Origin of the sequence: Paenibacillus ottowii (genome assembly GCF_006874425.1) — a bacterium.
Taxonomy (GTDB): Bacteria; Bacillota; Bacilli; order Paenibacillales; family Paenibacillaceae; genus Paenibacillus; species Paenibacillus ottowii.
The window spans coordinates 141,867-166,816 of record NZ_VIJZ01000001.1; the positions used below are offsets into that span (position 1 = coordinate 141,867).

The 24,950-nt window shown below is 44.9% G+C and carries 27 protein-coding genes and 1 pseudogene; 26 read left to right on the forward strand and 2 right to left on the reverse strand.

The annotated features are described in order from the left end of the window. Nucleotide 1: 1 nt before the first annotated feature. The 9 genes from FKV70_RS00655 to FKV70_RS00695 all read left to right on the forward strand — a co-directional run bounded on the left by FKV70_RS00655 (nt 2) and on the right by FKV70_RS00695 (nt 7,897). Nucleotides 2-898: a TetR/AcrR family transcriptional regulator gene (locus FKV70_RS00655; protein ID WP_142611499.1), complete on the forward strand. Its 897-nt coding sequence runs from the start codon at nt 2-4 to the stop codon at nt 896-898. A gap of 401 nt (nt 899-1,299) precedes the next feature. Next, complete coding sequence (locus FKV70_RS00660) at nt 1,300-1,779, forward strand: GNAT family N-acetyltransferase (protein ID WP_142611500.1); 480 nt, start codon at nt 1,300-1,302, stop codon at nt 1,777-1,779. Nucleotides 1,780-2,053: 274 nt separating this feature from the next. Further along, nucleotides 2,054-2,884, forward strand: a complete 831-nt coding sequence (locus FKV70_RS00665) for a hypothetical protein (RefSeq protein WP_142611501.1) — start codon at nt 2,054-2,056, stop codon at nt 2,882-2,884. A gap of 160 nt (nt 2,885-3,044) precedes the next feature. After that, on the forward strand, nt 3,045-3,386 hold the full coding sequence (locus FKV70_RS00670) for an iron-sulfur cluster biosynthesis family protein (RefSeq protein WP_142611502.1): 342 nt from the start codon (nt 3,045-3,047) through the stop codon (nt 3,384-3,386). A 213-nt stretch (nt 3,387-3,599) separates the two neighbouring features. Beyond that, nucleotides 3,600-4,157 (forward strand): SLOG family protein, encoded by a 558-nt coding sequence (locus FKV70_RS00675; protein ID WP_064795886.1) that lies wholly within the window; start codon nt 3,600-3,602, stop codon nt 4,155-4,157. A 156-nt stretch (nt 4,158-4,313) separates the two neighbouring features. Beyond that, on the forward strand, nt 4,314-6,179 hold the full coding sequence (locus FKV70_RS00680) for a rhamnogalacturonan lyase (RefSeq protein ID WP_482811950.1): 1,866 nt from the start codon (nt 4,314-4,316) through the stop codon (nt 6,177-6,179). 168 nt (nt 6,180-6,347) lie between these two features. After that, a complete protein-coding gene (locus tag FKV70_RS00685) occupies nt 6,348-6,581 on the forward strand; it encodes a hypothetical protein (protein ID WP_063210886.1) in 234 nt (77 codons plus the stop codon). 111 nt (nt 6,582-6,692) lie between these two features. Beyond that, complete coding sequence (locus tag FKV70_RS00690) at nt 6,693-7,559, forward strand: DL-endopeptidase inhibitor IseA family protein (protein ID WP_142611503.1); 867 nt, start codon at nt 6,693-6,695, stop codon at nt 7,557-7,559. A gap of 92 nt (nt 7,560-7,651) precedes the next feature. Next, nucleotides 7,652-7,897, forward strand: a complete 246-nt coding sequence (locus FKV70_RS00695) for an HPr family phosphocarrier protein (RefSeq protein WP_013369603.1) — start codon at nt 7,652-7,654, stop codon at nt 7,895-7,897. Nucleotides 7,898-7,986: 89 nt separating this feature from the next. On the opposite strand, the gene FKV70_RS00700 is transcribed toward FKV70_RS00695, so the two are convergent. Together FKV70_RS00700 and FKV70_RS00705 are read right to left on the reverse strand one after the other, a co-directional pair. Then, nucleotides 7,987-8,775 (reverse strand): formate/nitrite transporter family protein, encoded by a 789-nt coding sequence (locus tag FKV70_RS00700; protein ID WP_063210882.1) that lies wholly within the window; start codon nt 8,773-8,775, stop codon nt 7,987-7,989. An 88-nt stretch (nt 8,776-8,863) separates the two neighbouring features. After that, nucleotides 8,864-9,646 carry a Cof-type HAD-IIB family hydrolase gene (locus FKV70_RS00705; RefSeq protein WP_142611504.1) on the reverse strand — a complete coding sequence of 261 codons (783 nt, stop codon included), beginning with the start codon at nt 9,644-9,646 and terminating at the stop codon, nt 8,864-8,866. 198 nt (nt 9,647-9,844) lie between these two features. Here FKV70_RS00705 and FKV70_RS00710 point away from each other — a divergent pair, with 198 nt between their 5' ends. The 17 genes and pseudogenes from FKV70_RS00710 to FKV70_RS00785 all read left to right on the forward strand — a co-directional run bounded on the left by FKV70_RS00710 (nt 9,845) and on the right by FKV70_RS00785 (nt 24,809). Then, nucleotides 9,845-10,486 (forward strand): WXG100 family type VII secretion target, encoded by a 642-nt coding sequence (locus FKV70_RS00710; protein ID WP_231887433.1) that lies wholly within the window; start codon nt 9,845-9,847, stop codon nt 10,484-10,486. 20 nt (nt 10,487-10,506) lie between these two features. Then, the gene (locus FKV70_RS26320; RefSeq protein ID WP_244310597.1) at nt 10,507-10,797 is read left to right on the forward strand and encodes a hypothetical protein; all 291 of its coding nucleotides are present in this window, start codon (nt 10,507-10,509) and stop codon (nt 10,795-10,797) included. 283 nt (nt 10,798-11,080) lie between these two features. Beyond that, complete coding sequence (locus FKV70_RS00715; RefSeq protein ID WP_244310599.1) at nt 11,081-11,383, forward strand: YcxB family protein; 303 nt, start codon at nt 11,081-11,083, stop codon at nt 11,381-11,383. Between the two features lie 60 nt (nt 11,384-11,443). After that, nucleotides 11,444-12,388 carry an ATP-grasp domain-containing protein gene (locus FKV70_RS00720; RefSeq protein ID WP_142611505.1) on the forward strand — a complete coding sequence of 315 codons (945 nt, stop codon included), beginning with the start codon at nt 11,444-11,446 and terminating at the stop codon, nt 12,386-12,388. Between the two features lie 285 nt (nt 12,389-12,673). Continuing rightward, on the forward strand, nt 12,674-13,120 hold the full coding sequence (locus FKV70_RS00725) for a tellurite resistance TerB family protein (RefSeq protein ID WP_142611506.1): 447 nt from the start codon (nt 12,674-12,676) through the stop codon (nt 13,118-13,120). A 28-nt stretch (nt 13,121-13,148) separates the two neighbouring features. Further along, entirely contained in the window at nt 13,149-13,742 is a 594-nt protein-coding gene (locus tag FKV70_RS00730; RefSeq protein WP_063210873.1) for a TerD family protein, read from the forward strand. A gap of 46 nt (nt 13,743-13,788) precedes the next feature. Beyond that, nucleotides 13,789-14,364, forward strand: coding sequence for a TerD family protein (locus FKV70_RS00735; RefSeq protein WP_064795729.1), 576 nt, complete (start codon nt 13,789-13,791; stop codon nt 14,362-14,364). Nucleotides 14,365-14,395: 31 nt separating this feature from the next. Continuing rightward, entirely contained in the window at nt 14,396-14,977 is a 582-nt protein-coding gene (locus FKV70_RS00740; RefSeq protein WP_025717139.1) for a TerD family protein, read from the forward strand. 102 nt (nt 14,978-15,079) lie between these two features. Beyond that, nucleotides 15,080-16,345 carry a TerD family protein gene (locus FKV70_RS00745; RefSeq protein WP_142611507.1) on the forward strand — a complete coding sequence of 422 codons (1,266 nt, stop codon included), beginning with the start codon at nt 15,080-15,082 and terminating at the stop codon, nt 16,343-16,345. Between the two features lie 26 nt (nt 16,346-16,371). Then, nucleotides 16,372-17,106 (forward strand): TerC family protein, encoded by a 735-nt coding sequence (locus FKV70_RS00750; RefSeq protein ID WP_063210867.1) that lies wholly within the window; start codon nt 16,372-16,374, stop codon nt 17,104-17,106. 166 nt (nt 17,107-17,272) lie between these two features. Next, on the forward strand, nt 17,273-18,460 hold the full coding sequence (locus tag FKV70_RS00755; protein WP_142611508.1) for an HpcH/HpaI aldolase/citrate lyase family protein: 1,188 nt from the start codon (nt 17,273-17,275) through the stop codon (nt 18,458-18,460). Between the two features lie 52 nt (nt 18,461-18,512). Continuing rightward, nucleotides 18,513-19,859, forward strand: coding sequence for a phosphoribosyltransferase family protein (locus FKV70_RS00760; RefSeq protein ID WP_142611875.1), 1,347 nt, complete (start codon nt 18,513-18,515; stop codon nt 19,857-19,859). Beyond that, a complete protein-coding gene (locus tag FKV70_RS00765; protein WP_142611509.1) occupies nt 19,856-21,007 on the forward strand; it encodes a cysteine protease StiP family protein in 1,152 nt (383 codons plus the stop codon). The genes FKV70_RS00760 and FKV70_RS00765 overlap by 4 nt, the downstream gene beginning before the upstream one ends. Beyond that, nucleotides 21,004-21,831 carry an HAD family hydrolase gene (locus FKV70_RS00770; protein WP_142611510.1) on the forward strand — a complete coding sequence of 276 codons (828 nt, stop codon included), beginning with the start codon at nt 21,004-21,006 and terminating at the stop codon, nt 21,829-21,831. The genes FKV70_RS00765 and FKV70_RS00770 overlap by 4 nt, the downstream gene beginning before the upstream one ends. 25 nt (nt 21,832-21,856) lie before the next feature. Then, nucleotides 21,857-22,889, forward strand: a pseudogene (locus FKV70_RS00775) (ATP-grasp domain-containing protein). Nucleotides 22,890-22,947: 58 nt separating this feature from the next. After that, entirely contained in the window at nt 22,948-23,628 is a 681-nt protein-coding gene (locus FKV70_RS00780; protein WP_063210857.1) for a hypothetical protein, read from the forward strand. A gap of 80 nt (nt 23,629-23,708) precedes the next feature. Beyond that, nucleotides 23,709-24,809, forward strand: coding sequence for a toxic anion resistance protein (locus FKV70_RS00785; protein WP_142611511.1), 1,101 nt, complete (start codon nt 23,709-23,711; stop codon nt 24,807-24,809). Nucleotides 24,810-24,950 lie beyond the last annotated feature (141 nt).

The window sequence follows — 24,950 nt, forward strand, 5'->3', positions numbered from 1 at the left end:
CATGAGTTTAATAAAGGAAAAAATCGTCCAATCTGCTGTCCGCCTTTTTATGGAGAAAGGCTATAGAGCGACCTCAATTCAGGATATCGCCGACGATTGCAGTATCGCCAAAGGTTCCTTGTACAAATTTTTTGAGTCCAAGGAAGAGTTGTTCGTCAGTATATTGAAGCAACGCCAGCAGTATATGATGGATGAGGTGGAGCGAATTCGGAAAATGGCATTACCGCGCCGGGAAACGTATCTGGCCGAAATTATGGGTTTGTTCCAATTCTTTGGCCGTCACGGCTACTATATTTCCCGAGATTACAATGAATTTCCCTCGGCGAGCAACGACAACATCTCTACCCTCATTCATCAGATTCAGATTCAGATGTTCAGCTATTACCAAAACCTGCTGATGCGCCAATACGGCTCTGCCATATTGGATTGGAAATGGGACGTAACTGCCATGTTTAGCGGCATGATCCGGGAGTATACTTTTCATCTGCTATTCGCCTACAAACCAATCACCGTCGAAAAACTAGCAGGATTTATCGCGGAACGTATGGATGATTTGGTGCAAGGTTTGAGTAAATGTACACCACAGCCTCTGCTAACCTATGAGTTCATGAAAGAGTATGAAGAAGTGGATTTAGAGTCACTTGTCCCGACAAGCTCAGCGAGGATTTCCGTTTTGTTTCAAGCGATCTTGTCGATTATTCCTGATTTGTATATCCCGAATGCCAGAAAGAAGGAACTGCAGCAAGTGACCGTGTTGCTTGAGGAAGAGTTGGAAAATGAGGTGCCTAGAGCGTTTTTGATCCAGGCATTGTTGCGGGATTTGGCCGCTGAAGCAGAACTATCGTTCTATGCCCATCAGTTGCAACAGCGGCTAGGCGAGCTTCTTATTAAAGAATGATTCGATATGAGCAAAAGGCGGTTTTCTCTCAAGTATGATTACGTATTATTAGGTCAACCCCAAATTTGATTGGCCTATTTTAATAGGTGTTTTAAGATGATGATAGTCGGGGGAGAACTAGGTGCTGTCCCACTCGCCTCTACTTCACGGGAAATGGTTGATTCCGAACCAACAAGATAGGCGTTCATTTCTGGTGTTCCATCAAAAAACGTAAGACAACAGGTGGGAGTTAGGTTTTTTTAATTTAAGGTCGAAGCCGTAGCACTTGATGCGGGTTATTGACGCCGAGCGAAATATGTTCATTTGTCCGGCGAATCACGAACTGTAATACCGAACCACAGACCGAAAGGACTACCGGCAGTATGCTCTCGATTTTGAGATTTAATTGAAGGAGATCGTATATGATTATTCGAGAAATGAAAAAAGAAGACAATGTAAAAGTAAAAGAAATTATACAAGATTCATTAAAATCACTTGGATTAGCGATCCCTGGAACAGCTTATTTTGACCCTCAACTTAATGACCTACACCAATATTATAATAATTTAAAACATGCGAACTATTGGGTAGTGGAAATGGAAGGAGAAGTTGTTGGTGGAATTGGCATAGCACCATTTAACGAACATGATAAAGTTTGCGAATTACAAAAGCTATACTTAAGTCCAAAAGCTCAAGGTTTAGGGCTTTCCAAGAAACTTATGGAAACAGCTTTGTCTTTTGCCTCTAAACATTATGAAAAGTGCTATTTAGAAACAATGCATGAATTAAAAACTGCATGTTTATTATATGAAAAGTTTGGATTTACACTTTTACATGAACCTCTACCAGGTTCTGAACACTCTACTATGGATGCTTGGTATATAAAAGCTTTTCAAAGTTAGGTGTGCCAGTCTAATACTTTATTTTCCCTGTACAAGTGGACCCTCTTGACAAAATGTATCCTTCTTGCTGCAGAACTTGTTCAAATAAATTTTAAAGGAGAGAAGACGTTCTGATTTTATCAGTACGTCTTCTCTTCGATTCGAATGATTAATCAGTCAATGGAAACAATTGTCCATACATTATCTTTATCCTTTTCAAAATAGAAGGTATACCGTTTTCTCTTTCTATAATGAATCATAAGAACAATAAACCTTCTACAAAGGAGCAATTAAAATGAAAAGTTTAACATTAAAATACGCTATTGCTTTCCTGTCAGGTATAGTGCTGGTGGGAAGTGTAAGTGGCTTTTCTATCGTCAACGCTAATCGTACGTTGCATCCTAATACCTATGTTCAAAGTTCGGTTCATGCTGTAAATCCATCTGTGTATCAGTCTATAACGAAGTTTAAAAAGAGCGAAACCCCCAATCAATTGACTTGGACGGAAAAAAACATTACGTTAGTGGCAAAAAAAATTGAGCGAGAAAATATACCAAGTTCTGAGAAACGTGTCATTACATCCATAACCATTAAAAAAGGAGATAAAAATTACACCCTTAAAACAGATGGATATAATGATAAACTGCGTGATATATCTAGCGTAGCAGTATCTCCTTCTAATACATGGTTGGCTATACAAGCAGAGCGCAGCGCGGGAAATACGTTGTTACTGATCAATCTTGCAACCGGAAAATCTATCATTGTAAATGATCTTTTGAAGGCTAAAGGCAAAAGAAATATAGAATCCATCACTGCTTATAACTGGTCACCGAAAGAAGATCAAATTGCTTTTTCGTATGGCGATACATCAAGCAGCTCTATAGCCATTTATAATACAAACAAGGATGCCTTTATATATCTTCCTAGGGAAACGAATTACATTAGCACAAGTCTGATTTTATGGCATAAAAGTGGAAAAAATATAGACTATATAAGTGAGTATCCATCTGACCAAAAGAAGTTATACAGATACTCAATGGACAGCAAAAAAGTGAAACCTGTTAAAAAAATGAGCCAGATTGAATTTCAACAATGGTTTAAACTTGATAAATACACAACAAATTAAGAAATAAATGTTCTTATTTGTTGAATGCATAATTAATGTTCTCCTTTTACTTAAAGATTTTAAGTGATTATAATGAAAATATAATTTATATTTAGATTTTTGGAGTTGTTAGTTCCCAATATATCCGAATGTTTCGATTGCAAAGGAGAGGATTTATCTCATGAGTATACATTTAGAGTTGGATTCCTTGTCGGTTGAAAGGCTAGCATCGGTCCTTTCAGGACGGCCGGGTATGTTCAAGTTGTTTTATGATACAGAAGATTGTGGATGCAACGGCGTACTTGTCATCTTGGTGGTCGATGCGCCGAATGCAACCGATATAGCAGTTCAGTCCAATTCGTATTCTTTTTGGATTGATCGTCAGCAGGAACAGCAGTTCGACAGCAGAATGCGGCTTGAGGCAGATCCTAGTTACCCGTCGTTCAAACTAAGTAGCGATGCCGGCATGTTTAGCAGCAATATTAGAATCCAAGATCGGCGTGTAAACTCGGCGGAGGAGTGAGTCACCGATATTAATAGGAATTCATTAAGCACCATAAAGTAAATGTAAATGAACACCCAGTATCCCAAATAACGAACCTTGTTTAGCCTATAGGGCAGAGGTTCGTTTTTTTGTACTATATTTGATTTGTTCATCCAAAAAATGAAGTGTTTAGCGACCTGCTCTGAAATGGTACAATAAGCTTTATGATAATTTCAGAAGGACGATGAGATGATGAAAAACTTGCTCGTTTCAGGCTACCGTGCCCATGAGCTGAATATTTTCAGTCAAAAGCATGAAGGCATTCCCTACATTAAAAAGGCGATTGCAGGCAGGCTGATTCCCCTGATCGAAGATGGGCTGGAATGGGTGATTACCCCTGGCCAATACGGGGTGGACTTGTGGGCTTGCGAGGTCGTCGTTGCATTAAAGCAGCAATATCCTCACCTAAAATGCTCTATTATGATGGCTTATCAAAATATGGAGGAAAAGTGGAAGGAGGACAAAAAGGAATACTTTCAGCAGATTTGCGCCGGAGTTGATTACGTGGGAGTGGTCAGCCGCCAGCCCTATCAGGGAATCTGGCAACTCAAGGCACGAGATGAACTCCTTTTCCGCAAAACAGATGGTTTATTGCTTGTGTACGATGAGGATGCTGGAGAGGGAAGCCCACGTTTTATGAAGGAACTGGCATTGAAAAAACAACAGGCAGGAGGTTACCAGTATATCAGTATTAGCTCGGAGGATATCCAAAGCATAGCTGACGAAGAACGATTATTCATGGACCTCTGATTATTAAAGCATTAGCACGGATTTTTGAACAAAAAGGACGGCTTCGTCCCTTTACATTCATGTAAGCGCTATCATAAGATTTAAACAACAATAAATTATCAGTCAGATAAAATAAATTTATTAAAAATACAAACTATGAAAGGAGCTAATGATCAGATGAACAAAAGATTTCGGCATACTGTGTTGCTCTGTCTTGGTGTCATGCTGTGTGGGGTGGCCACTCCGATGGATAGCCCAGTTACAGCTGCCTCTGCGAGACAAATGGAGAAGCTGACCAGGGGAACTGTTGCAGTGAAGGTACCAGAAGGTGTACTGGTGAGCTGGCGCTTGCTGGGTACGGAAGCGGATTCGGTTGGCTTCAATTTGTACAGAGGGACAAGCAAGGTCAACGATACGCCGATTACATCGAGAACCAACTTTCTGGACAAGGCAGGTACGACATCATCTACGTATACCGTTCGTGCGGTGGTTAATGGAGCAGAGCAGGCCGCTTCTCCAGCGGTAAAGGTATGGAACAACAACTATCTGGACGTTCCCATCCAGCAGCCTGCAGGAGGAACAACCCCGGATTATGTGAACTACACGTACAATGCCAATGATGCCAGCGTAGGGGATCTCGATGGGGATGGCGAGTATGAGATTGTGCTGAAATGGGACCCTTCCAATGCTAAGGATAATTCGCAATCCGGTTATACGGGAAATGTATTTTTGGATGGATATGAGCTGGATGGAACACGCAAATGGCGAATCGACCTGGGACGGAACATTCGGGCTGGAGCTCACTATACGCAGTTTCTCGTCTATGATTTTGATGGAGATGGTAAAGCAGAGGTCGTATGTAAGACAGCAGATGGCACGGTAGATGGTATAGGTGTAAAAATTGGCGATGCTTCGGCTGATCATCGCAACACGAACGGGTACATTTTGAAAGGTCCCGAGTTTCTGACCGTATTCTCAGGTGATACAGGCAAGGCACTCAGTACGATTGACTATGTGCCTCCGCGCGGGACGGTATCCAGTTGGGGAGACAACTATGGTAACCGTGTGGATCGTTTTCTGGCCGGGGTTGCTTATCTGGATGGTGTGAGTCCCAGTATAGTGATGGCGCGTGGTTACTACACCCGCACTGTTTTGGTCGCATATGATTGGCGGAACGGCAATCTAAGCCGCCGCTGGACTTTTGACAGCAACAACTCCACCAATGCCGGGACGGCTGGACAGGGGAACCACAGTTTGAGCGTGGCAGATGTAGATGGGGATGCTAAGGATGAAATCGTATATGGCTCACTGGTGGTAGACGATAATGGAGCGAAACTGACTAACACGGGGATGGGACATGGAGATGCGCTTCATGTCGGGGATTTGGACCCGGACCGCTCAGGATATGAAGTGTTCAAGGTGAACGAGGACAAAAATGCCACCTACGGAGCCGCTATGTACGATCCGCGTAACGGCAACATTTTATGGGGTGTAAAAACAGGCAAGGATACCGGACGTGGCATGTCGGCAGACATTGATCCGCGAACGAAGGGGAATGAGCAATGGGCACCAGGCATCGGGTTACGTTCAGCCAAGGGGGAGCTCATTACCAACACGATGCCGTCTTCCATTAATTTTGGGATCTGGTGGGATGGGGATCTCCTCCGTGAACTGCTGGATCATACCTCATCAAGCGCCGGTAAAATAGACAAGTGGAACTATACGAACTCGACGACCTCCAACTTGCTTACGGCTACAGGGACGAGTTCCAATAACGGAACGAAAGGAACGCCGTCATTGCAGGCGGATCTATTCGGTGACTGGCGGGAGGAAGTCATTTGGCGCAAAAGTGATAATTCGGCGCTGCGCATCTACACAACACCCTATGAGTCTGAATACCGATTCCACACACTTATGCATGATCCGGTGTATCGTCTGAGTGTGGCCTGGCAAAACGTAGCCTATAATCAGCCGCCGCATACTGGATTTTACTTGGGAGAAGGGATGTCCAAGCCGCAGCAGCCGAACATATACACTCCTTGATGTGCAGCTCAGTAGTAAGGTGAATGCAAGTTACGAACATCATTAGAAAGAGCTCCAGACTAATGGGGCTTTTTTTGTTATGGGTACATCGAGAACGTATGATTTTCGTATAAACGGGAACATTAGTTCTTATTGAGTGATATATGCATGAAAAAGGAGGCGGAATCTGTGAGTTCTTTAACGATTGAAGGCATGATTGAGCTCGTGACTAATGTCGGATTCCCTGCAGCATTAAGTCTGATCCTGTTAAAATACATCCTCGTCACCCTTAATCGTAGATTGGAGCAGCTGGACCGTTCTGTGAAGCAACTGTCACGATCCTTGAAAGAGAGCGAGGTTAAGCAAGGAAAGCAGTCAGAACCTACGCTCCCGGCAAATACGGACAAACTTCGTGCAGAATGAACAAAAAAAGGCAAAAAGAAACAATTTAGCAACCTAATCGGGAAACGAAATTCTTATAATAGAAACGTGTGCAGTTTATGCAGACATATGATTATGGAGGTGTATAAGAGTATGAAAATAAATACGAAACTATCCGCACTATGTGTTGCGGCCACACTTTTGAGCGCGGCACAGGTCGCCGCTGCTGCACCCGCGGTGACCAATCCAGCGAACACGGCGCAACCAAACGTTGCTAGTCCATCAGCAACAGTACCGGCTCAGGTGCCTGCACCAGCAGCATCTGCGTCTGTTGCGACGCCTGCCCCTGCGCAAGCGCCGTCAGTTCCAGCAGCAACAGCTCCAGCCGCTGGTTCCGTCCCAGCGGCTACACCAGCAGCTCCGTCTGCACCAGCACCGCGCCCATCCGCGTCGGCAGCACCAGCGAAAGCTCCGTCTGTACCATCGACTGCCAAGCCGATCAAGCCGCAGCAGCCGTCCACTTCGGCGCCAGCTGCAGCTACAGCTACTAGCGTGAATCCAACCCAGCTGGACAAGCTGAACCATGAGAGTGCGGTTCCGCTTGTGCTCGAGGCGCAGTCTCGTTATCAGTATGCCGTCAGCGGTGGCAAATCATTGGGTCAAGCGTTCCAGTTGAACGGTAAAAGTTACCGCTATTTGTCTGAGGACATCGGCACGAAGACCAAATTAATCAACTATCTGACGCAGGTTTATACCAAACAGGCGAGTGAGCAATTTGTCGGCAAATTTTTCGTTGAAGTCAACGGCAGACTAGCTCAGTTGAACGCAGATGGCGGTAATTTGCTAGAGTTCAGTCGGGCTACGGCGAAGATGGTAACCATGACCCCGGTGAAGCGCAGCTACCTGCTGACCGTGCCGTATCCGGCAGAAACCAAGAAGGCAAACGAGAAAATCACTGTGAATTTTGAAAAGGTCGGCAGCTACTGGAAGGTCAGCTCCCCGCCGCATGTCATTTTCTAAAATAAGTTTGTGCAACGTTCTTTATAAATAGGGTATAGTGATGTTAAGGCTTGTTTCGTAAGCCCCAATTCAACGCAGGGGAGAGCTGTGCAATGATGACACCCATCAAGGTAAAAAACGTTAAGGATATTGAGAAGATCAATCAAATCGTATCCAACTATACGTATGACATCTGGATTCATGGCAAAAGCGGCATGGCAGATGCCAAATCCATTTTAGGCATGTATGTGCTCAAGCTGGATGAGCCGCTAACTCTGGTTGTACCTGACAACGTCAATCCCAAAAAGCTGTTCAAGGATTTGGAGGAATTTATCCATTTTCCTGCTCAAGCAGAATAAACAGCAAAAAAACACCTGCAGACACTGCATACGCTATTATTAGAATTAATGCAAAGAAGCCATGGAACTTAGGTTCCATGGCTTCTTTTTTAGTGTTCCTCTTCGTCCAAAAACGGGAGGTTGACGGAATAGTACATAACCCCCATAAGCAGCACGCCACCTACCAGATTCCCAAGCGTTACCGGAACGAGATTATGGATGACGCCAGCGACGGAGACCGTACCCGGATGATCCAGCACGAGCGCAATCGCGAAAGTACACATGTTAGCTACACTATGCTCATATCCCGAAATGAAAAAGCAGAATACAAACAGCATCATGGCGAACATTTTTGCGCCATTTTCCTTCATAAACATCGGAACAAAAAAGGCGAGGCAGACCAGCCAATTACACAAAATAGCGCGGAAAAACAGCTGCATTGCAGGCGCTTCCATTTTATGCTCAACCACGCTCAGCAGAAAGCTGTTCACGCTGGAGGAGTCAAACAGCCCGGTCAAGTAAATAAGGAGTGCAAACACACCCGCCCCCAGCAAATTGCCTCCATAGCTGGCAGCCCACAGCCGGAGTACCTGCCCCCAGCGCAGCTTCTTACGGAGCGCAGCATAGGTGTAATAGAAGGTGTTGCCAGTGAACAGATCCCCGCCGCCATACGCGATCAGAATGATGGCTGCCCCGAACGTGAGCGCTGCCATGGGATAAGTGAGTGGAGAATGCTCCATGTAAAAAAAGTTGCCCGTCTTGAAGGCGACAATAACACCGAATCCGATAAACATACTCGCCAGCATGGAACGCGCCAAATACCGGAGCAGGCTTTGCTTGTAAATTTTGTACTTCTTAAGGGCTAGCTGTTCGACATTGCGTAAGCCTTCCGTTTCCATACCAACGACAACCTCCTATTTTCTCATATCTTAGTCATTAAACCGACATGATTTTTCCTGAAACATGCCCAGTCTGTTAGCAATTTTGTTAGCTTAACAAGCCAAGTTTTTGCAGTCCGTACAAAATACCGTCTTCATCAGCGCGCTTTGTGACCATTTTAGCGGCGGCTTTGGCTTCATCACAGCTGTTCCCCATCGCGACACTGTTATGTATAGTAGTTATCATCTCCACATCGTTTAATCCATCACCAAAAGCGTATTGATTCTCAGCGGCAATGCCCAGTCTGGACGTAATCTCGCGGATGCCCTTGGCCTTGGAGCCAGCGTGAGGAACAACGTCCACCGAACTTGGATGCCAGCGTACAAAATCAAATGCCTTGAATACCGCTTCATAGAAAGGCTCTTCTTCTTCCGTACACATCAACAGCGTCTGATAAATATCTCTTCCCTGGAAGTAAAGCGGATCGTATCCGACTGAAATCTTGGCTTTAAGCGTTTGGATCGATTTTTCTACAAGCTCATCGTTAGGAATATTGGCCTTCATGTCCATATGATCCATATATACGAGAGCATGATTATGTGTGAGTGCCAGATCGGTCATCGCTTGCAGGGCTTCTCGATTCAGCGGATTGGTAGCGACGACTTCCCCGCGAAGCACGACATATTGCCCGTTAAAGCTAACGTAGGAATCAATTTCTAGCTGCTCACGGATATCTTTGAACATAAAAGGCGCACGTCCTGTTGCGATCGCTACCTCATGGCCTTGCTCTTTCAAAGCAAAGATAGCTTTTTTGGCGGTTAACGGCATTTTCTTATCATCGTCCAGTAATGTACCGTCGATATCGAAAAAAATAATTTTTTTGTCTGACATGTCCTTACACCTGACTTTCAATAATGTATTGTCGAAATAAACTTATACAGATTCATTATATCAAAGGAACTGTTTCTGAATACACAAATACGTATAAATCCTCATGAATGTCTGACTTCTATAGCTTACAATATGAAATAAGGATTACTGTAAACTGTAATACCTATCTCCTATTTTCATAGATGGGATGTGATCACCATGACAAAAATCCAAGTCACACCGGAGCAGCTGGATAACGTGGCCTCCCAATTTGCCAATGCCCACGGCATACTGTATAACCAGCTAAACGGTCTGGATAACACAATGAACCGCCTTCACAACCAGTGGGATGGTATGGAGAGAAACCGTTTTTATAATGACTATCGTACAGCTAAATATACGCTTTCTTCTATATTAAATAAGGTTCAATCCATTGAAATTGAGCTGAAAAGCATTGCTTTGAAATTTAGAAACGCGGATGGTGGGAGCACACGTGGCTTCTGGTCAGCCCTGGCAGCAGCGATGAACGCCAGTGCAGCGCTGTCGGGCAGCGAAGAGACTGGAAATCATGCTGAAGATATCGTGAATTCACCAAAGCATATAGACGAGTGGGAGCAGGCAGACGCGGAGAAATATCATCAATATGAGGAACTATTGAAAAACGCGGAGACCATCGGCGACAAGCAGGTCATGCAGAAAATCCACGACCAGATGAATGTCCTGCGGCTGCAATACGAGGACTCGGTGATTCGTACAGATTACAATACCGGAGAAATTTCCAAGGTTACATCAGACTCCCTGGTGACCGTCACTGAACTGACAGGTAAAGATGGAAGAAAAACAGATATATCTGATAGATAAAAAAGGAAATGTTATAAGTTATGAGTAAAATACAGACAAATACGATGACTGGGTCCAAAAGCATACTCAATCAGCCGGAGAGCACGCTCTGGGTGAAACGGCCTAGACCGTTACGGGGTATGGAATGGGTCATATTTTGTCGCGCGGGATTGGCGTCAGTGGAGCAGGGGCGGATGCAGTCTTCGGGTGGGGGAGAAACTCGTACCATGATCTACCGAACGAATAAAGAAACCGGACATGTAGAAAATATGTTTATCGTTACCAAAGGTGAGAATAAAATGAAATATCGCTATTGGGAGGATTATAACTAGGTCTTAAGCTAAGAACGAGCAGTATCTACTAAATCTACAGTCTTTTTTCTAAAACAGGTGGGAAGCAGTTGGTAACTGTAAACTCGCTATCTGGGGAAATCTGTGGATTTTTTTGTTTACCATTTTTTTCTGAAAACCGATATATTAAATAGATGGAATACATATTCAAGTTATTTTAAATTAAAATTCGAAAAAGATTAAATTACTAGTTTTATAGGGGGAAATAGTAAAAAAAATATGAGTATCGTGTTGTTTTGAGAGGGTAGGGAGAGGATGTTACTATATGCAAGCTAACTATCTAAATCACCCACAATGGCCTATTGAAAAAGATTATGAGTTTTCAGAGGAAGGCCTCCATTTTACGTACTCTGCGGGTTATAGCTGGGATGAAGTAAAGGGAGTCATTAATACGCTAACTGCTTTTTATATATTGTTGCCTGATCATAAGTTTATATTGGTTCCCAAACGGGTTTTTTCTAGTAGACTGGAGCACCGACAATTCAAAGAACTGCTGAAAAGCCGGGTCGGATCAGAGAGATGGGATTATAAATTTATAGATAAAATGAGCAAATTAAATAGAAAATGAATATATTTTTCTAGTCAATTAAATTGATGCCTAACACGGTTGTTAAAAGGAGGAACTCATATGTATCTTCTATTTTGTAGCGATCCTCTGAATTCTAAAAGTGTGGATATAGATTACCGTGAAGAGTACGAGGTTGCACGGAGTCTTGGTTTTGATACAGGGTTGGTTAATTTCGATAATCTGATTGAGGATGAACGAGAAAGGTCAGGAGCTAACCCATATATTGCTTCTAAGAATATGCGAGAAAATGTTGCTATACCGGGAAGCGAGTACGTGAACGCGCTTTACCGTGGATGGATGATAAGGCCGAAAGTGTACGATGCTTGGACTGCATCCTTGGAGGCAAATCGAATCAGAATGCTCACAAGTGCTGAGAGTTATAGGAACTGCCACTATTTTCCCAATTCATACTCGTTAATTCAAAATTTTACGCCTCGGAGTGTATGGCTGGAGCGGGACCAATTGGATGCGGAGCATATTCGAGAGGCGGTCGTGCCTTTTGGAACGACAGCAATAATGGTCAAGGATTTTGTTAAATCACGGAAACATGATTGGCTGGACGCCTGTTATATCCCAGATGCGTCAGATCAGGCGCATGTGGAACGGGTAATTCGTCGTTTTATTGAACTTCAGGGAACGGAATTGAATGGAGGAATTGTGTTAAGGGAGTTTGTACCTTTAGAATTTCTTACCCTTCACCCCAAAAGTGGTATGCCCTTGTCTAAAGAATATCGTCTTTTCTTTATGTTCGGAGAGCTTGTTTTTACGGTTAATTACTGGGATGAGACGGCATATGAGACAGTTCCTACAGATTTGCAAGAATTTATTCAGATTGCACGTCAAATCCAAAATCCATTTTTCACAATGGATATTGCTCGTACACAAGCAGGGCAATGGATTATTATAGAATTGGGAGATGGGCAAGTTTCGGGATTGCCTGAGCACACGGACCTTGAAGCGTTCTATACAAATTTAAAAAAAGCGGTGATAAACCGGGGATTATGATAAAAGGTGCAGTGCTTCTGTTAGATTGGAAGGCTGCGCCTTTCCATTTTTGCACGAGCCTATCATTCTACAAACTTGCAATCGCCCTATCAGATGGGGGATAATGGAAGGGGCACATTTTCGACAGAAAGTAGGGCTAAAGATAGAAAAGATACCTATAAAAAGTAGATCGGATTTACCGCATTTTTGTATATTATTGTAGAATAAGATCGTAATTCAGGTTATAGTAAAGGAAGAAATTAACTAGGATAGAATATACCCAAATACGTAATTGTGGAGGGAAATATGAGTACATTTAAAAATTGGTTGAATACAACTAAAAAAGGACTTGGTGACCAGGTTAAGAAATTTAAGAATAAAGATTTTATGGAAGCTGTCGTTGCTGGTTGTGCATTAGTGGCATTTGCTGACGGCACTATTAGTGCGGAAGAAAAAACAAAAATGGCCGGATACATAAATATCAGTGAAGAATTGAAAGTGTTTGACATGGGTGAGGTTATCAACCGTTTCAATCACTATGTAGCGAACTTTGAATTTGCACCTGAAATCGGCAAACAGGAAGCATTGAAAGCGATTGGTAAACTGAAAGGCAAGCCTGAAGTAGGCCGACTTGTCGTCGGTGTATGCAGTGCCATTGGTGCAGCTGACGGTGACTTTGATGCCGATGAGCGGCGAATTGTTGCTGAAATTTGTGGCGCGCTTGGTTTGAATCCGTCTGAATTTAGTCTGTAAATTTTATGGAAGGGAGGTGTGTTAATCAGTGGCTGTAATTAATCTGGTCAAGGGCCAGAAAATTGATCTGACCAAGGGAAACACAGGACTAACCAAAGTGATAGCCGGATTGGGATGGGACCCTGTACAGTCCAAAGGATTTTTTGGCTTCAAGAAGCAACCCAATATTGATTGTGATGCTTCTGCCATTTTGCTGGATGCCAACGGGAAGCTAACTCAGTCGGACAATGTAGTATGCTTCCATAATAAAAAAAGCCCATGCGGCTCAGTCGTGCATTCCGGTGATAATCTGACCGGAGAAGGTGACGGCGATGATGAACAAATTATGATTGACCTGGCACGGATTCCGGCCAATATCGATAAAGTGCTTGTTGTTGTGAATATATATGATTGCGTTAACCGGAAACAGGATTTCGGCATGATCGAGAAAGCGTATATCCGCATTCTGGACGGTGCGAACTCCAAGGAACTGGTGACGTTTAATTTATCTGATAATTTTGAGGGGATGACTGCGCTGATCTGCGGGGAGCTCTATCGCCATAATAGCGAATGGAAGTTTGCGGCAATCGGGGCAGGTACCCACGCCGTACATATTGATGTGCTGGCTGAGCGTTACATGTAATTTTAGGTTGCTCCTACAAAACTAATAAGAAACGGGGTACTTACTCATGGCAATTAACTTATCCAAAGGTCAAAAGATTGATTTGACGAAAACAAATCCAGGTTTGTCCAAAATCACGGTTGGTCTCGGCTGGGACACCAATAAGTACGATGGCGGTAAAGATTTTGACTTGGACGTATCCGTATTTTTGGCGAATGCGGACGGCAAAGTGGAAACAGAAAAGAACTTTGTCTTCTTTAATAATCCACAAAACGAAAACGGTTCTGTTGTTCATACCGGAGATAACCGTACAGGTGAAGGTGACGGAGACGACGAGCAAATTAAGGTTGATCTGAGCAGCGTGCCTGCTAACGTAGAAAAGATCGCCTTTACGATTACAATCTATGAGGCTCAAGAACGCAACCAAAACTTTGGACAAGTGTCCCGTGCTTATGCCCGTATCGTAAATGAGGCTAACAACGAAGAATTGGTTCGCTTTGATCTGGGAGAAGATTTCTCGATCGAAACAGGCGTCGTGGTAGGCGAATTGTATCGCCACAACGGTGAGTGGAAGTTCAATGCCATTGGCAGCGGCTACCAGGACGGTCTTGCAGGGTTGACACGCGATTACGGTTTAGCTTAAAAAATCCACACAAAGAAGGCAGGTATGCAGTATGACCATTAGTCTTTCCAAAGGACAACGTATTGATCTGACCAAAACGAATCCAGGCTTGACTCGTGTTGTTGTAGGTCTTGGCTGGGATACCAATAAATACAGTGGCGGCGCTGAATTTGACTTGGACGCTTCAGCGTTTCTGCTGTATGAAGACGGTAAAGCGAAGGCAGCTGACGATTTTGTATTCTACAATAACCCAACAGGTGGAGCAGGTGCTGTTACTCATACAGGCGATAACCGCACGGGTGAGGGCGACGGGGATGACGAGCAAATTATTATTGATTTTGCAAAGGTTCCAGCGAACATCCACCGTATCGGGATTACCGTTACGATATACGACTATGAGGCACGTGCGCAAAACTTTGGACAAGTGTCCAATGCTTTTGTACGTGTGGTAGATGCGGCAACGGATCGTGAAGTGCTACGCTACGATTTGGGTGAGGATTTCTCCACCGAAACAGCTGTGGTATTCTGTGAATTTTACCGTCAGAATGCGGACTGGAAGTTCCAGGCTATTGGTAGTGGCTTTGCTGGTGGATTGGGTGCGCTTGCTAAAAACTATGGCTTGGACGCTCAATAATATCCACTTGGGGGTGGTGTCCAAAGGGCGCTACCCTTTCTTTTTAGGCCATTGGCATGGCGTACGCTGAACACGACAAACGGACAGAAAGGTGACACACTCATGGCTGTTATCGTAGTAAAGGGGCAGAAGGCGGATTTGACCAAGACGAATCCGGGTCTGAGCCTTGTCAATATAGGGATCGGTTGGGAGTCCTCAGCGGCTCTGGAACTCGATACTTCTGCATTTTTGCTAGGCGCTGGAGGGAAAGTGTCGGGCGATGAGGATCTGATCTTTTACAATAATCCGACCACATCCTTTATCACTTATTCAGATGGACAACAGTTTGGCGACAAAAAACAATTTTCTCTGGACCTAACCAGAGTACCTGCCCATATCGAGAAGATCGCGTTTACGCTGACCATTTATGATGCGGATCAGAAACAACAAAATTTTGGACAGGTTCAAGGTGGATTTATACGTTTTGTTCATCCGGTTAATGGAGAGGTTCTGCGATTTAATTTGGACAGTGGTTTTACAGTCGAGACGGCCATTGTAATAGGCGAGCTGTACCGCCATAACGGTGAATGGAAGTTTAACGCGATAGGTGCAGGTTTTTCCGGTGGATTGGATGCGTTGTGTGCAAATTTCGGTATTGAAGTGGAAAATAATCCGGCTCCTCCGGCGCCAGTGCCTACGCCACCTCCAGCGCCTCGACCAGCACCAACACCCCCACCTGCACCTCCTGTTCCAAAGCCAGAGCCAGCTGCAACTCCAGTAAATCTGAATTTGCGGAAAATTGAGCTGAAGAAAAAGGGCGACACCATTAACCTGAAAAAGGGCTCAAGCGGGTTGGGTGAAATCCTAATCAATCTGAACTGGAATCAGGTGCAGCAGAGCAAAGGATTTTTCAGTCGTGGCACCAAGAGTGTCGATCTGGATCTGGGCTGCTTGTATGAGATGAAGAACGGGGATAAAGGGGTTGTTCAGGCGCTTGGGGAAGCATTCGGTTCTCTCCATCGCTTCCCGTACATTGCCCTCGATGGTGACGACCGGACAGGCTCTGTGAAAACAGGGGAAAATCTCCGCATAAATGGGGCTAAAATTTCTGAGATTAAGCGAATTTTGGTGTTTACCTTCATTTATGAAGGAGTCACGAACTGGTCACAAGCAGACGGGGTGGTCACGCTGTACCAGAAGGACGGGCCGGACATTATTGTTCATATGAACGAACATGACAATCGTAAAGGGATGTGTGCGATTGCGATGATCCAAAATGTGAACGATGAAACGTTCAGTATCGAGAGACTCGTGCAATTCTATGGCGGTCATCGTGAACTTGATCGGGCATACAACTGGGGCATGCGCTGGACGCAGGGTAGTAAATAAACTGAATTATCGGAGGCACTCTTTTCATGTTAAATGATTTATTCAAAAATATCAGCGAGAACTACGGTCATTTCTTTTCATGGAGTGATGTGGTAGGCACGTTTACTGACCCGGTAAGTTGGGGGATTATTGGTACTCTCATTTTGCTGGAAGGTCTTTTGTCGGCGGATAACGCTTTAGTTCTTGCGGTTATGGTTAAGCATTTACCGAAGGAACAGCAGAAGAGAGCCTTATTTTACGGGATTTTAGGTGCGTATTTATTCAGATTCCTGGCCATCGGCTTGGGTACCTTCCTGATTAAATTTACACTGATTAAGGTACTGGGTGCTGCTTATCTACTTTATATCGCTTATAAGGGCTTGTTCAAGTCCGAGGGTGATGGAGAAGTGAAGAACAAACCTACTTCTTTCTGGAAAACCGTATTAATGGTCGAACTGATGGATATTGCCTTCAGTATTGACAGCGTCATTGCCGCTTTTGGGGTGAGCGAGAAAGTATGGGTTCTGTTCATGGGTGGTATACTCGGTGTTCTGATGATGCGTGGTGTCGCACAACTGTTCCTCAAGCTCATTGACAAATTTCCGGAACTGGAACAGACAGCCTTTATTATGATCGCCATTATCGGGGGTAAAATGCTGGCTGCTGCTTTTGGCTTTCATATGTCGCAAGTATTATTCTTCGGCATTTTGATTGCCGTCTTTGTAGGCACAATGATTCTCAGCTCGGCGAAAAGAAAGAAAAAGGCCGACAAAGAGGCTTAATGTACAAAGTATAGCGAAATCCCTCCTGAAACTAAGGGGGGATTTCTTTTATACCCGAGGCGTAGGGCTTCAGTTAGGCGAGATAGAGCAAGAGGAGGGAAGGGCCCTGAAATATTTTAATGATTTAACCTCTGAGGAAGTAGAAAGCATCTTTTGTACTCCACCATTGGAGTTTCATAACCGTTCACCCAAAAGTATATTAGCTTATGCGATAGGGGCAGCTCTGTACATGCCGGCGACCCGCTTGGAAGTAGCGGAAGAGATCAAAAATGGAAAGCATGCAGGACTAACCACGGTCATTTTGGATTTGGAGGATGCTATAGGGGATCAGCAGGTCGGACAGGCCGAAGAATCGCTGGCACAGCAACTGCTTCAACTATTGACCTATGTGCGCACAGGTATGATGAGTGAACAGCAATTACCTTTACTGTTTGTACGTGTTCGCTCTGTCGAACAGCTGGAACGACTGCTGAACAGCTTGGGCGAAACCTTGGCGCTGCTCACGGGCTTTGTCCTCCCCAAGTTTTCTTCTGATCATGGACGGGCGTATTTTGCCCTCATTGCTGAATATAACCAGGCTATGCATACAAGGGCAGGAGACGCAAACCACAGACCTGTGTTGTATGGATTGCCGATTCTTGAAAGCTCTAAAATTATTTATCGGGAAACCCGCTGGAAAGAGCTACTGTCGATTAAAGAAATTTTGGACGAATATCAGGAATATGTGCTGAATGTACGAATTGGAGCAACTGACTTCTCCAGCTTGTATGGACTGAGACGCAGCCCGGATATTACGATTTATGAAATCGCCGTCATTCGGGATTGCATCGCGGATATTATGAACTTGTTCGGACGCGTGGACTCGGGTTATGTCATTTCCGGTCCTGTATGGGAATATTTCTCTCACCGAGAACGTATCTTTAAACCTCAATTAAGAGTGTCACCCTTTGAAAATGCATTTGGGAAGCCTGGGCGCCACTTGCGAATGGATTTCATTTCAGATGCGGTGGATGGGCTGATTCGAGAGGTCATGATGGACAAAGAGAACGGGATTATCGGCAAAACGATTATTCATCCGTCCCACATTAAGCCAGTTCAGGCCATGTATGTGGTGACCCATGAAGAATATATGGATGCACTTGAGATTGTTGAGCGTAACGACGGCAGTTTGGGTGTATTCAAGAGCACCTATGCCAACAAAATGAACGAAATTAAGCCTCATTTGAATTGGGCTCATCGTATTATAAATAGATCTAAAGTATACGGGGTGTTACATGAACAACAACAATTTGTCAGTCTCTTACCCAACCACGAAAACACATCTGCTGCCAATTCTGGAGCGTTTCAGCGTTAAAATTACGGAAACTCATAATCCATTCCGTCTTCCTGTGGACAAGCTGTTTGCGATGGCGGCACGAGTCAACAAAAAGCGTTCGTTTTTGTTTGTCAGCAAGGTGCTCGGCAAGCATATTCCGGTAAATCCATACACTTCTCTGTTAAGTGGGGCAGCATTGGCAGTCCTGCTATATAAGGAGCTTGTCCCACAGTCAGGACAACAGATGGATAAACTGATTCAAGAGGCCGTGAGAGGACTTCTTGACCCGAACTATGCGAAAGAGGCCTATGAAAAGCTAATGAATGAGCGTTTGACTTTTGCTTTTCCAGAGCCAATCAAGTTTGTTGGTTTTGCCGAGACGGCTACAGCCCTCGGGCACAGCATGTATAGGTTATTTGATGACGGTGCTACATATATTCATACGACACGCGAGGATATTCCGGACCTTCGGCCTGTTATTCGGTTTGAAGAAGAGCATTCGCACGCGGTTGATCATCGTTGCTATGCACTGAATGAGGATGCTTTTGCCGGAGATGGACCGATTGTGCTGGTAGATGATGAGATTACGACCGGAAAAACAACACTTAATATTATACGGGATATTCAGGAGCATTTTCCGCGCAAACAGTATGTGATAGCTTCGTTATTGGACTGGCGGACAGACAGCGACGAGCAGGCTTTTGCCGATCTGGAAGCAGAGCTGGGCATCAGGATTACGCCTCTAAGTTTGCTCAAAGGAAAGATAGAAATTCAGGGAGCACCGATACTGGACCACACAGAATATGCCGGACAGACCGGGAACGCAGAGCATGCGGCCACTAGTACTGTGGAGGTTAATCAAGATTCTCCTGGAATAATTGACTGCCATCTTGAAAAGGATGCTTCCACTTTTGAGCGAGTATCACACAGCTCTCTATCAACCGATGGATACGTCAATACAGCTCCTTATCTTAAATATACTGGTCGTTTTGGTCTACAATCCGCCGACAATCCAGCATTGGATGCAGAAATCGCGCGCACAGCTGAACGACTGAACCAACTTCGTTCAGGACAACGCACACTGGTAATGGGTACGGGTGAATTTATGTACATTCCTATGCGCATTGCTGCGGAGTTAGGTCCGGATGTTTCTTACCAATCGACGACACGCAGTCCGGTATATCCCCACCAGGAAGAAGGGTATGGCGTCGCTTGTGGTGTGACCTATCCTTCACCTGAGGACAGCACGGTACGCAATTTTATTTATAATGTAGAGCCCGGTCAGTATGACGAAATATTCGTTTTGCTGGAAAGAGAGTCGGACCCAGAGCGAATGAAGCCCATGTTGGATGCATTGGCCTGTCTGGGCTGCAAGAATGTGCATGTCGCTTATTTTAACGGTTTAACTAAGCAGGAGAATAAAGGAGCGCGGATATGAAGCAAGCACTTATGGAGCAAATACAGCAGAAGAACATTCATCCGCCCGTACCGCTAGGCAGTTATCCTGCCTCGGATGTTACTTTTTTATTGAAGGATTTGAGCCGAGTTGCGTTGGAACAAGGAACGGAGGATCGCGAAGAGGCGATACAGTCTGGAGTCCATTATTCAGAAATGCTGCCCGTGGAATACCAACCCACAGCAGAGTATATTGAATTGTTTCATCAAACGCTTGCCCAATCTGCCCAAAAGGTTGCATTAGCAGCAGCTTCTGTGGCTGAGATGATTGTGAGAAAAAGAGGCCTGAACACGGCGATTGTTTCTCTTGCCAGAGCGGGAACGCCTATTGGCATCCTGATCAAGCGTTATATTGACTGGAAGTATGGCGTATCTATGCCTCATTACAGCATTTCTATTATTCGTGGCAAAGGCATTGACCGGAATGCTATTTTATATATTTTACAGCAGCATGGGCTGGAAATTGAACTTCAGTTTGTCGATGGCTGGACGGGGAAAGGAGCCATTCGTCAGGTGTTGATCGAGGCTTGCCATGAAATGAATGCAGATTACGGGCTGCGCCTAAATGATGATCTGGCGGTGCTGGCTGATCCAGGCAGCTGCTCGGAGACCTTTGGTACACGAGAGGATTATTTGATCCCGAGCGCTTGTCTCAATTCAACCGTATCAGGTCTGATGAGCCGGACGGTATTACGCGACGATTTGATAGGCCCGGACGATTTTCACGGGGCTAAATATTATGAATCTTGGCGGTCAGTGGATCAGTCCAATACGTTTGTGGACACGGTATCCGGGTACTTTCAAGCCGTGGCTGAAACGGCGGTTGCACATGCGGAACAGATGACATTGAACCCGCCTGCCGTGACGTGGCAAGGCTTACGGGATATTGAGGCGATTCAGCAGGCATTTGGTATTCGGGATATCAATCTGGTCAAGCCGGGAGTGGGGGAGACGACCCGCGTATTGCTCCGCAGGGTGCCGTGGAAAATTCTGATTGACCGTGAAGATAATCCGAATCTTCAGCATATTATGCTGCTGGCCAAGGATCGTGGAGTGCCTGTTGAGGTATTTGAAGGATTGACTTATTCCTGTTGCGGAATCATCAAGCCGCTAAAAGGGGGACAAGAATGATCTACGCAAGTGATCTGGATCAGACATTGATTTATTCCAAACGTTCGCTTGGTGTGCCGCTGGAATCCCCTGGTCTGCTGCCTGCGGAACAGATCGACGGAGTGACGTCGGCTTTTATTTCTGCACAAGCTTTGCAATTGCTCAAGACCCTACCGGCAGATGTCATGTTTATGCCTGTGACGACCCGGACCATGGAGCAGTATAAACGAATCACCGTATTCCAGACGGAATTGATTCCCGCCTATGCCGTGACGAGTAATGGCGGAAACATCATTGTCGGAGGCGAGGTGGACCGAGAGTGGAATCGGAGTATTCACGAACAAGTACGCCGTGATGGTGCTCATGCGGAAGAAGCACGTCAAGTATTCGGACAGGTGCTGCATGAGGACTGGGTCATAAGCGAGCGTTTTTGCGATGAATTATTTTATGCTTTCGTGATCGACCGGGATCGTATGCCGCTGGAACAGGTGCTGGACAAGGCGCGGGTGATGCAGGAAATGGGCTGGGAGGTATCCATTCAAGGCCGAAAAGTATATCTGGTGCCTGCGGCCGTGAATAAGCAGGCAGCCGTGGAACATATTCGTAACCTCACCAATGGGGGAGCTGTGGTTGCATCCGGTGACTCTTTGCTGGACCGTTGTCTGCTGGATTATGCCGACTATGCGATTGCGCCGCGTCATGGTGAATTGTATCGGGAACAGCTGCGGGATCAGCTAGAGGTCAATTACCGATTTACGGAAGTGTCGGGGGTTTATGCAGCGGATGAAATAATGGAATATGTCTATGAAGTACACGGGAACATGTCAGCGGCTCGTACTTCATAATTAAAATCATAGGGGACGTGGCGCTGTGAAGAAGGTCAAAGTGTATTTTAACCGCTGGTTTTCGGTAGTGTATCATTATATGAAACGCTATTCGTAACAATGAGGACGGTATTACGTTCGAGATCTATGCCACACACTCTGATCCGCAGCACATGGCACTGCAGGCCAGTGATGTAGCTGAAGTAGAGCCGCGCACAAGCGGTGTGGAGTACGCACAATTTTGTGCTGATTTTTGTAGACGGCACCAAATTGATATCTTTATTCCGCGATGGAATATGCTCGATATTAGCAGGCATCTTTATTTATTCGACGATATTGGGACAGAAGTAATGGTGTGCCGGGATACCGAATTGCTGGAGCAATTGATGGAAAAGGATCTGTTTTATGAATCCATCCGTCAAAAGGGGATTGTCGCGATTCCCGATTATGCCATTGCCAGCAATGCCGAGCAGTTTAAACAGGCATACGAATCATTAATAGCACTTGGGCACAAGGTATGCTTTAAGCCATGTAATGCTGAAGGTGGAATGGGCTTTCGTATCATTGATAATGAACGCAACCCGCTGAAGGAACTGTTCGGCCACGCGCTGAACCATATTTCATTTGAGGAAGCACATCGCGTATTGTCTTCCACAGAGACGTTTCCCAATTTGATGGTGATGGAACTGCTGGAGGGATACGAATACAGTATTGACTGCTTGGCTGACCGAAACGGAAAATTGTTAACAGCCGTTCCGCGTCAGAAGGCAGGAGGACGTTTACGACTGCTGGAGCAACATCCTGAGCTGTTAAAAGTGGCAGAGAAGGTCGCTGAGGCGTATCACATTCCGTACAATTATAACATTCAAGTTAAATATAACGGTGAGCGAGCCAAGTTGCTAGAGATCAACCCGCGGATGTCTGGAGGACTTCATGTCTCATGCTTGTCTGGTATCAATTTTCCCTATCTGGCGGTAAAATCGGCTTTGGGTTATGAAATCGGTTCACTACACCCACAATACAACATTCTAGCCAGTCATATCGAGCAGCCAATCAAGATAAGCCAATCCTTACATTGACATAGATAAATATTGTTTTCTACAATATGGTAAGGGTTTACGTCAGGAGGTACAAGCTATGACTTCTAAAATGTGGGGTGCCACGATTGCTGTGGTCAGCTACCTGATTGCGCTTTTACTAAGTTATTGGTTGCCGTTGTTTGTGTGTTTGGCGATTCCGATCATTTGTATGGGAGGATACAGCCTCATCATGGCTGTTCGCCATCCTCGACCTAATCTGACCGGTTCCGTGATTCCGGTGGTGCAGGAGCAGGTCGGTGAGACACAGCAGCATGAAAAGGAGGATGCCGGTCGACCGGAGTCTATAACAGGACAAGCACGTTTGTCGGACCAGATGACCAGTGAATTTGTTCAGGTCATGGAATATTTGGATGTACTGGAGGACATGGTGATCTCCGAGGGACAGAAAGATGCGCTTGATAACGAGATTGTCGAGAAAGCACTGGCTCTATTTGCCCGTTTGCAGCGGGTCATACCGCTTTTGCACGAATTGAATAACAGCGAAGTGAATCACACGGTTCGGAGATTGATTTTGAAGGACTTGAACGGACTGATTAACCCGTTTCTTCGTCTCAGTGGCGATGCCAAACGGACCAACCGCAGGACGCTACTCAACGGATTGCGAGATGTAGATAGCAAAATATCTGTAATTGTATCCACGGTGGAACATAAGGATCTGATGGAATTACAGAGCAAAGCAGAGCTTATTCACCAGCGGTATAGCAGTTCCGAATTGTAGGCGATTTTTAATTTTTAGCTCTGAATAACACTGATTAGCCTTGGTTTAGCAGTTTGTTTTCAGAATAGGAGGTTAGCATTATGGCGACCCCATGGGCTGAATTGAAAAAAGAAGATGAACAAAAGGTGACTGAGGAGGCTTCACAGCTGATTCAAAAGGTAGCACAAAGCGATGTTATGAGTCTGGATACCTTAATGGATGACATCGGTAAGCTGGGGGTTAAAACGCAGGAACGGGCGGGACAAACCCTTAAAATGTTGGATCGTCCGGTAAACGACCTCATGTCTGGTGATCGGGCTGAGGTCTCGAATATGATCTTAAAACTCCGGGATGAATGCGAAACGCTTCAGCAGAGTAAAGATGTGGGTTTTTTTGGCAAGCTCCTGCGTAAAAGTCCGTTGAAAAACTACATTTATAAGTATCAGTCGGTGAAGACGAACATCGAGAAAATCATTACTGCTTTGAGAGATGGCAAGGATAACTTGGAAGAAAACATTGTCAGCATGCGGCAGTTGAAGAAGGCTTCCATCGAAGAAATTTACAATTTGCAGACGAAGATTGCCTTTGGTAATCGCTTGAAAGAGCTGTTTGAAACCGAGATTGCTAAGCCGGAAAATGAAAATCGCAAGCCTCATCTGGAGCGGGGATTGCGCAAAGTGGTTACTCGCACACAGTCGATGACTGAAATGATCTTGTTATACAATCAGGCGATTGCGGCAACGGATATTATTAATGATAATAATGATAAACTGATTGATTCCGTTAATAATGCGATTGATAAAACATCGAATCTAATCACCGTATCAGCTATGATCGCGATGGCACTGGCGGATCAAGATAAAATTATTTCAGCCGTTGATGCCACTAACCGTACGATTGAGGATCAATTCAAGGAAAATGCGAAGCTTCTCAAAACGACGACCGAGAGAACAACGGATCTGCTTAGCAAGCCGTCTATGTCATTGGAGGCTGTGAATCAGGCGATTGGCGATTTGGTATCTGCTTTGGATCTGTCTGAAAAATCGAACCGTCGAATTATTGAAAGCTGCCACGATTATACAAGTAAAATGACAGCAATCAATGCTAACCTTAGCCAGCGTTTGGGGATTGGAGGAAAAGAACAATCCCAACCGCTGAAGGGTAACCCTTCTGCTGAGGGGCTAAGCTCGTTTTTGAACTGATAGCTAATTTATGAGAACACAATAATCTATGAAAAGACGCCATGGTGAGTCCAAACGGCGTCTTTTTTTGGTTTGCCAGCGGACCCTAAAGGACATGATAAACATAGATAACATTCTCGTGCATAAACTCTTAAAAAGTGA

Bases quoted from the DNA above. Each gene is read 5' to 3' on its own strand.
- FKV70_RS00770 (WP_142611510.1), top strand. From the start codon at position 21,004: ATGATCTACGCAAGTGATCTGGATCAGACATTGATTTATTCCAAACGT.
- FKV70_RS00670 (WP_142611502.1), top strand. From the start codon at position 3,045: ATGAGTATACATTTAGAGTTGGATTCCTTGTCGGTTGAAAGGCTAGCA.
- FKV70_RS00780 (WP_063210857.1), top strand. From the start codon at position 22,948: ATGACTTCTAAAATGTGGGGTGCCACGATTGCTGTGGTCAGCTACCTG.
- FKV70_RS00720 (WP_142611505.1), top strand. From the start codon at position 11,444: ATGTATCTTCTATTTTGTAGCGATCCTCTGAATTCTAAAAGTGTGGAT.
- FKV70_RS00680 (WP_482811950.1), top strand. From the start codon at position 4,314: ATGAACAAAAGATTTCGGCATACTGTGTTGCTCTGTCTTGGTGTCATG.
- FKV70_RS00740 (WP_025717139.1), top strand. From the start codon at position 14,396: ATGACCATTAGTCTTTCCAAAGGACAACGTATTGATCTGACCAAAACG.
- FKV70_RS00655 (WP_142611499.1), top strand. From the start codon at position 2: ATGAGTTTAATAAAGGAAAAAATCGTCCAATCTGCTGTCCGCCTTTTT.
- FKV70_RS00750 (WP_063210867.1), top strand. From the start codon at position 16,372: ATGTTAAATGATTTATTCAAAAATATCAGCGAGAACTACGGTCATTTC.
- FKV70_RS00725 (WP_142611506.1), top strand. From the start codon at position 12,674: ATGAGTACATTTAAAAATTGGTTGAATACAACTAAAAAAGGACTTGGT.
- FKV70_RS26320 (WP_244310597.1), top strand. From the start codon at position 10,507: ATGAGTAAAATACAGACAAATACGATGACTGGGTCCAAAAGCATACTC.
- FKV70_RS00705 (WP_142611504.1), bottom strand. From the start codon at position 9,646: ATGTCAGACAAAAAAATTATTTTTTTCGATATCGACGGTACATTACTG.
- FKV70_RS00765 (WP_142611509.1), top strand. From the start codon at position 19,856: ATGAAGCAAGCACTTATGGAGCAAATACAGCAGAAGAACATTCATCCG.
- FKV70_RS00675 (WP_064795886.1), top strand. From the start codon at position 3,600: ATGAAAAACTTGCTCGTTTCAGGCTACCGTGCCCATGAGCTGAATATT.
- FKV70_RS00745 (WP_142611507.1), top strand. From the start codon at position 15,080: ATGGCTGTTATCGTAGTAAAGGGGCAGAAGGCGGATTTGACCAAGACG.
- FKV70_RS00690 (WP_142611503.1), top strand. From the start codon at position 6,693: ATGAAAATAAATACGAAACTATCCGCACTATGTGTTGCGGCCACACTT.
- FKV70_RS00665 (WP_142611501.1), top strand. From the start codon at position 2,054: ATGAAAAGTTTAACATTAAAATACGCTATTGCTTTCCTGTCAGGTATA.
- FKV70_RS00695 (WP_013369603.1), top strand. From the start codon at position 7,652: ATGATGACACCCATCAAGGTAAAAAACGTTAAGGATATTGAGAAGATC.
- FKV70_RS00700 (WP_063210882.1), bottom strand. From the start codon at position 8,775: ATGGAAACGGAAGGCTTACGCAATGTCGAACAGCTAGCCCTTAAGAAG.
- FKV70_RS00710 (WP_231887433.1), top strand. From the start codon at position 9,845: ATGACAAAAATCCAAGTCACACCGGAGCAGCTGGATAACGTGGCCTCC.
- FKV70_RS00660 (WP_142611500.1), top strand. From the start codon at position 1,300: ATGATTATTCGAGAAATGAAAAAAGAAGACAATGTAAAAGTAAAAGAA.
- FKV70_RS00735 (WP_064795729.1), top strand. From the start codon at position 13,789: ATGGCAATTAACTTATCCAAAGGTCAAAAGATTGATTTGACGAAAACA.
- FKV70_RS00715 (WP_244310599.1), top strand. From the start codon at position 11,081: ATGCAAGCTAACTATCTAAATCACCCACAATGGCCTATTGAAAAAGAT.
- FKV70_RS00785 (WP_142611511.1), top strand. From the start codon at position 23,709: ATGGCGACCCCATGGGCTGAATTGAAAAAAGAAGATGAACAAAAGGTG.
- FKV70_RS00760 (WP_142611875.1), top strand. From the start codon at position 18,513: ATGGCGGCACGAGTCAACAAAAAGCGTTCGTTTTTGTTTGTCAGCAAG.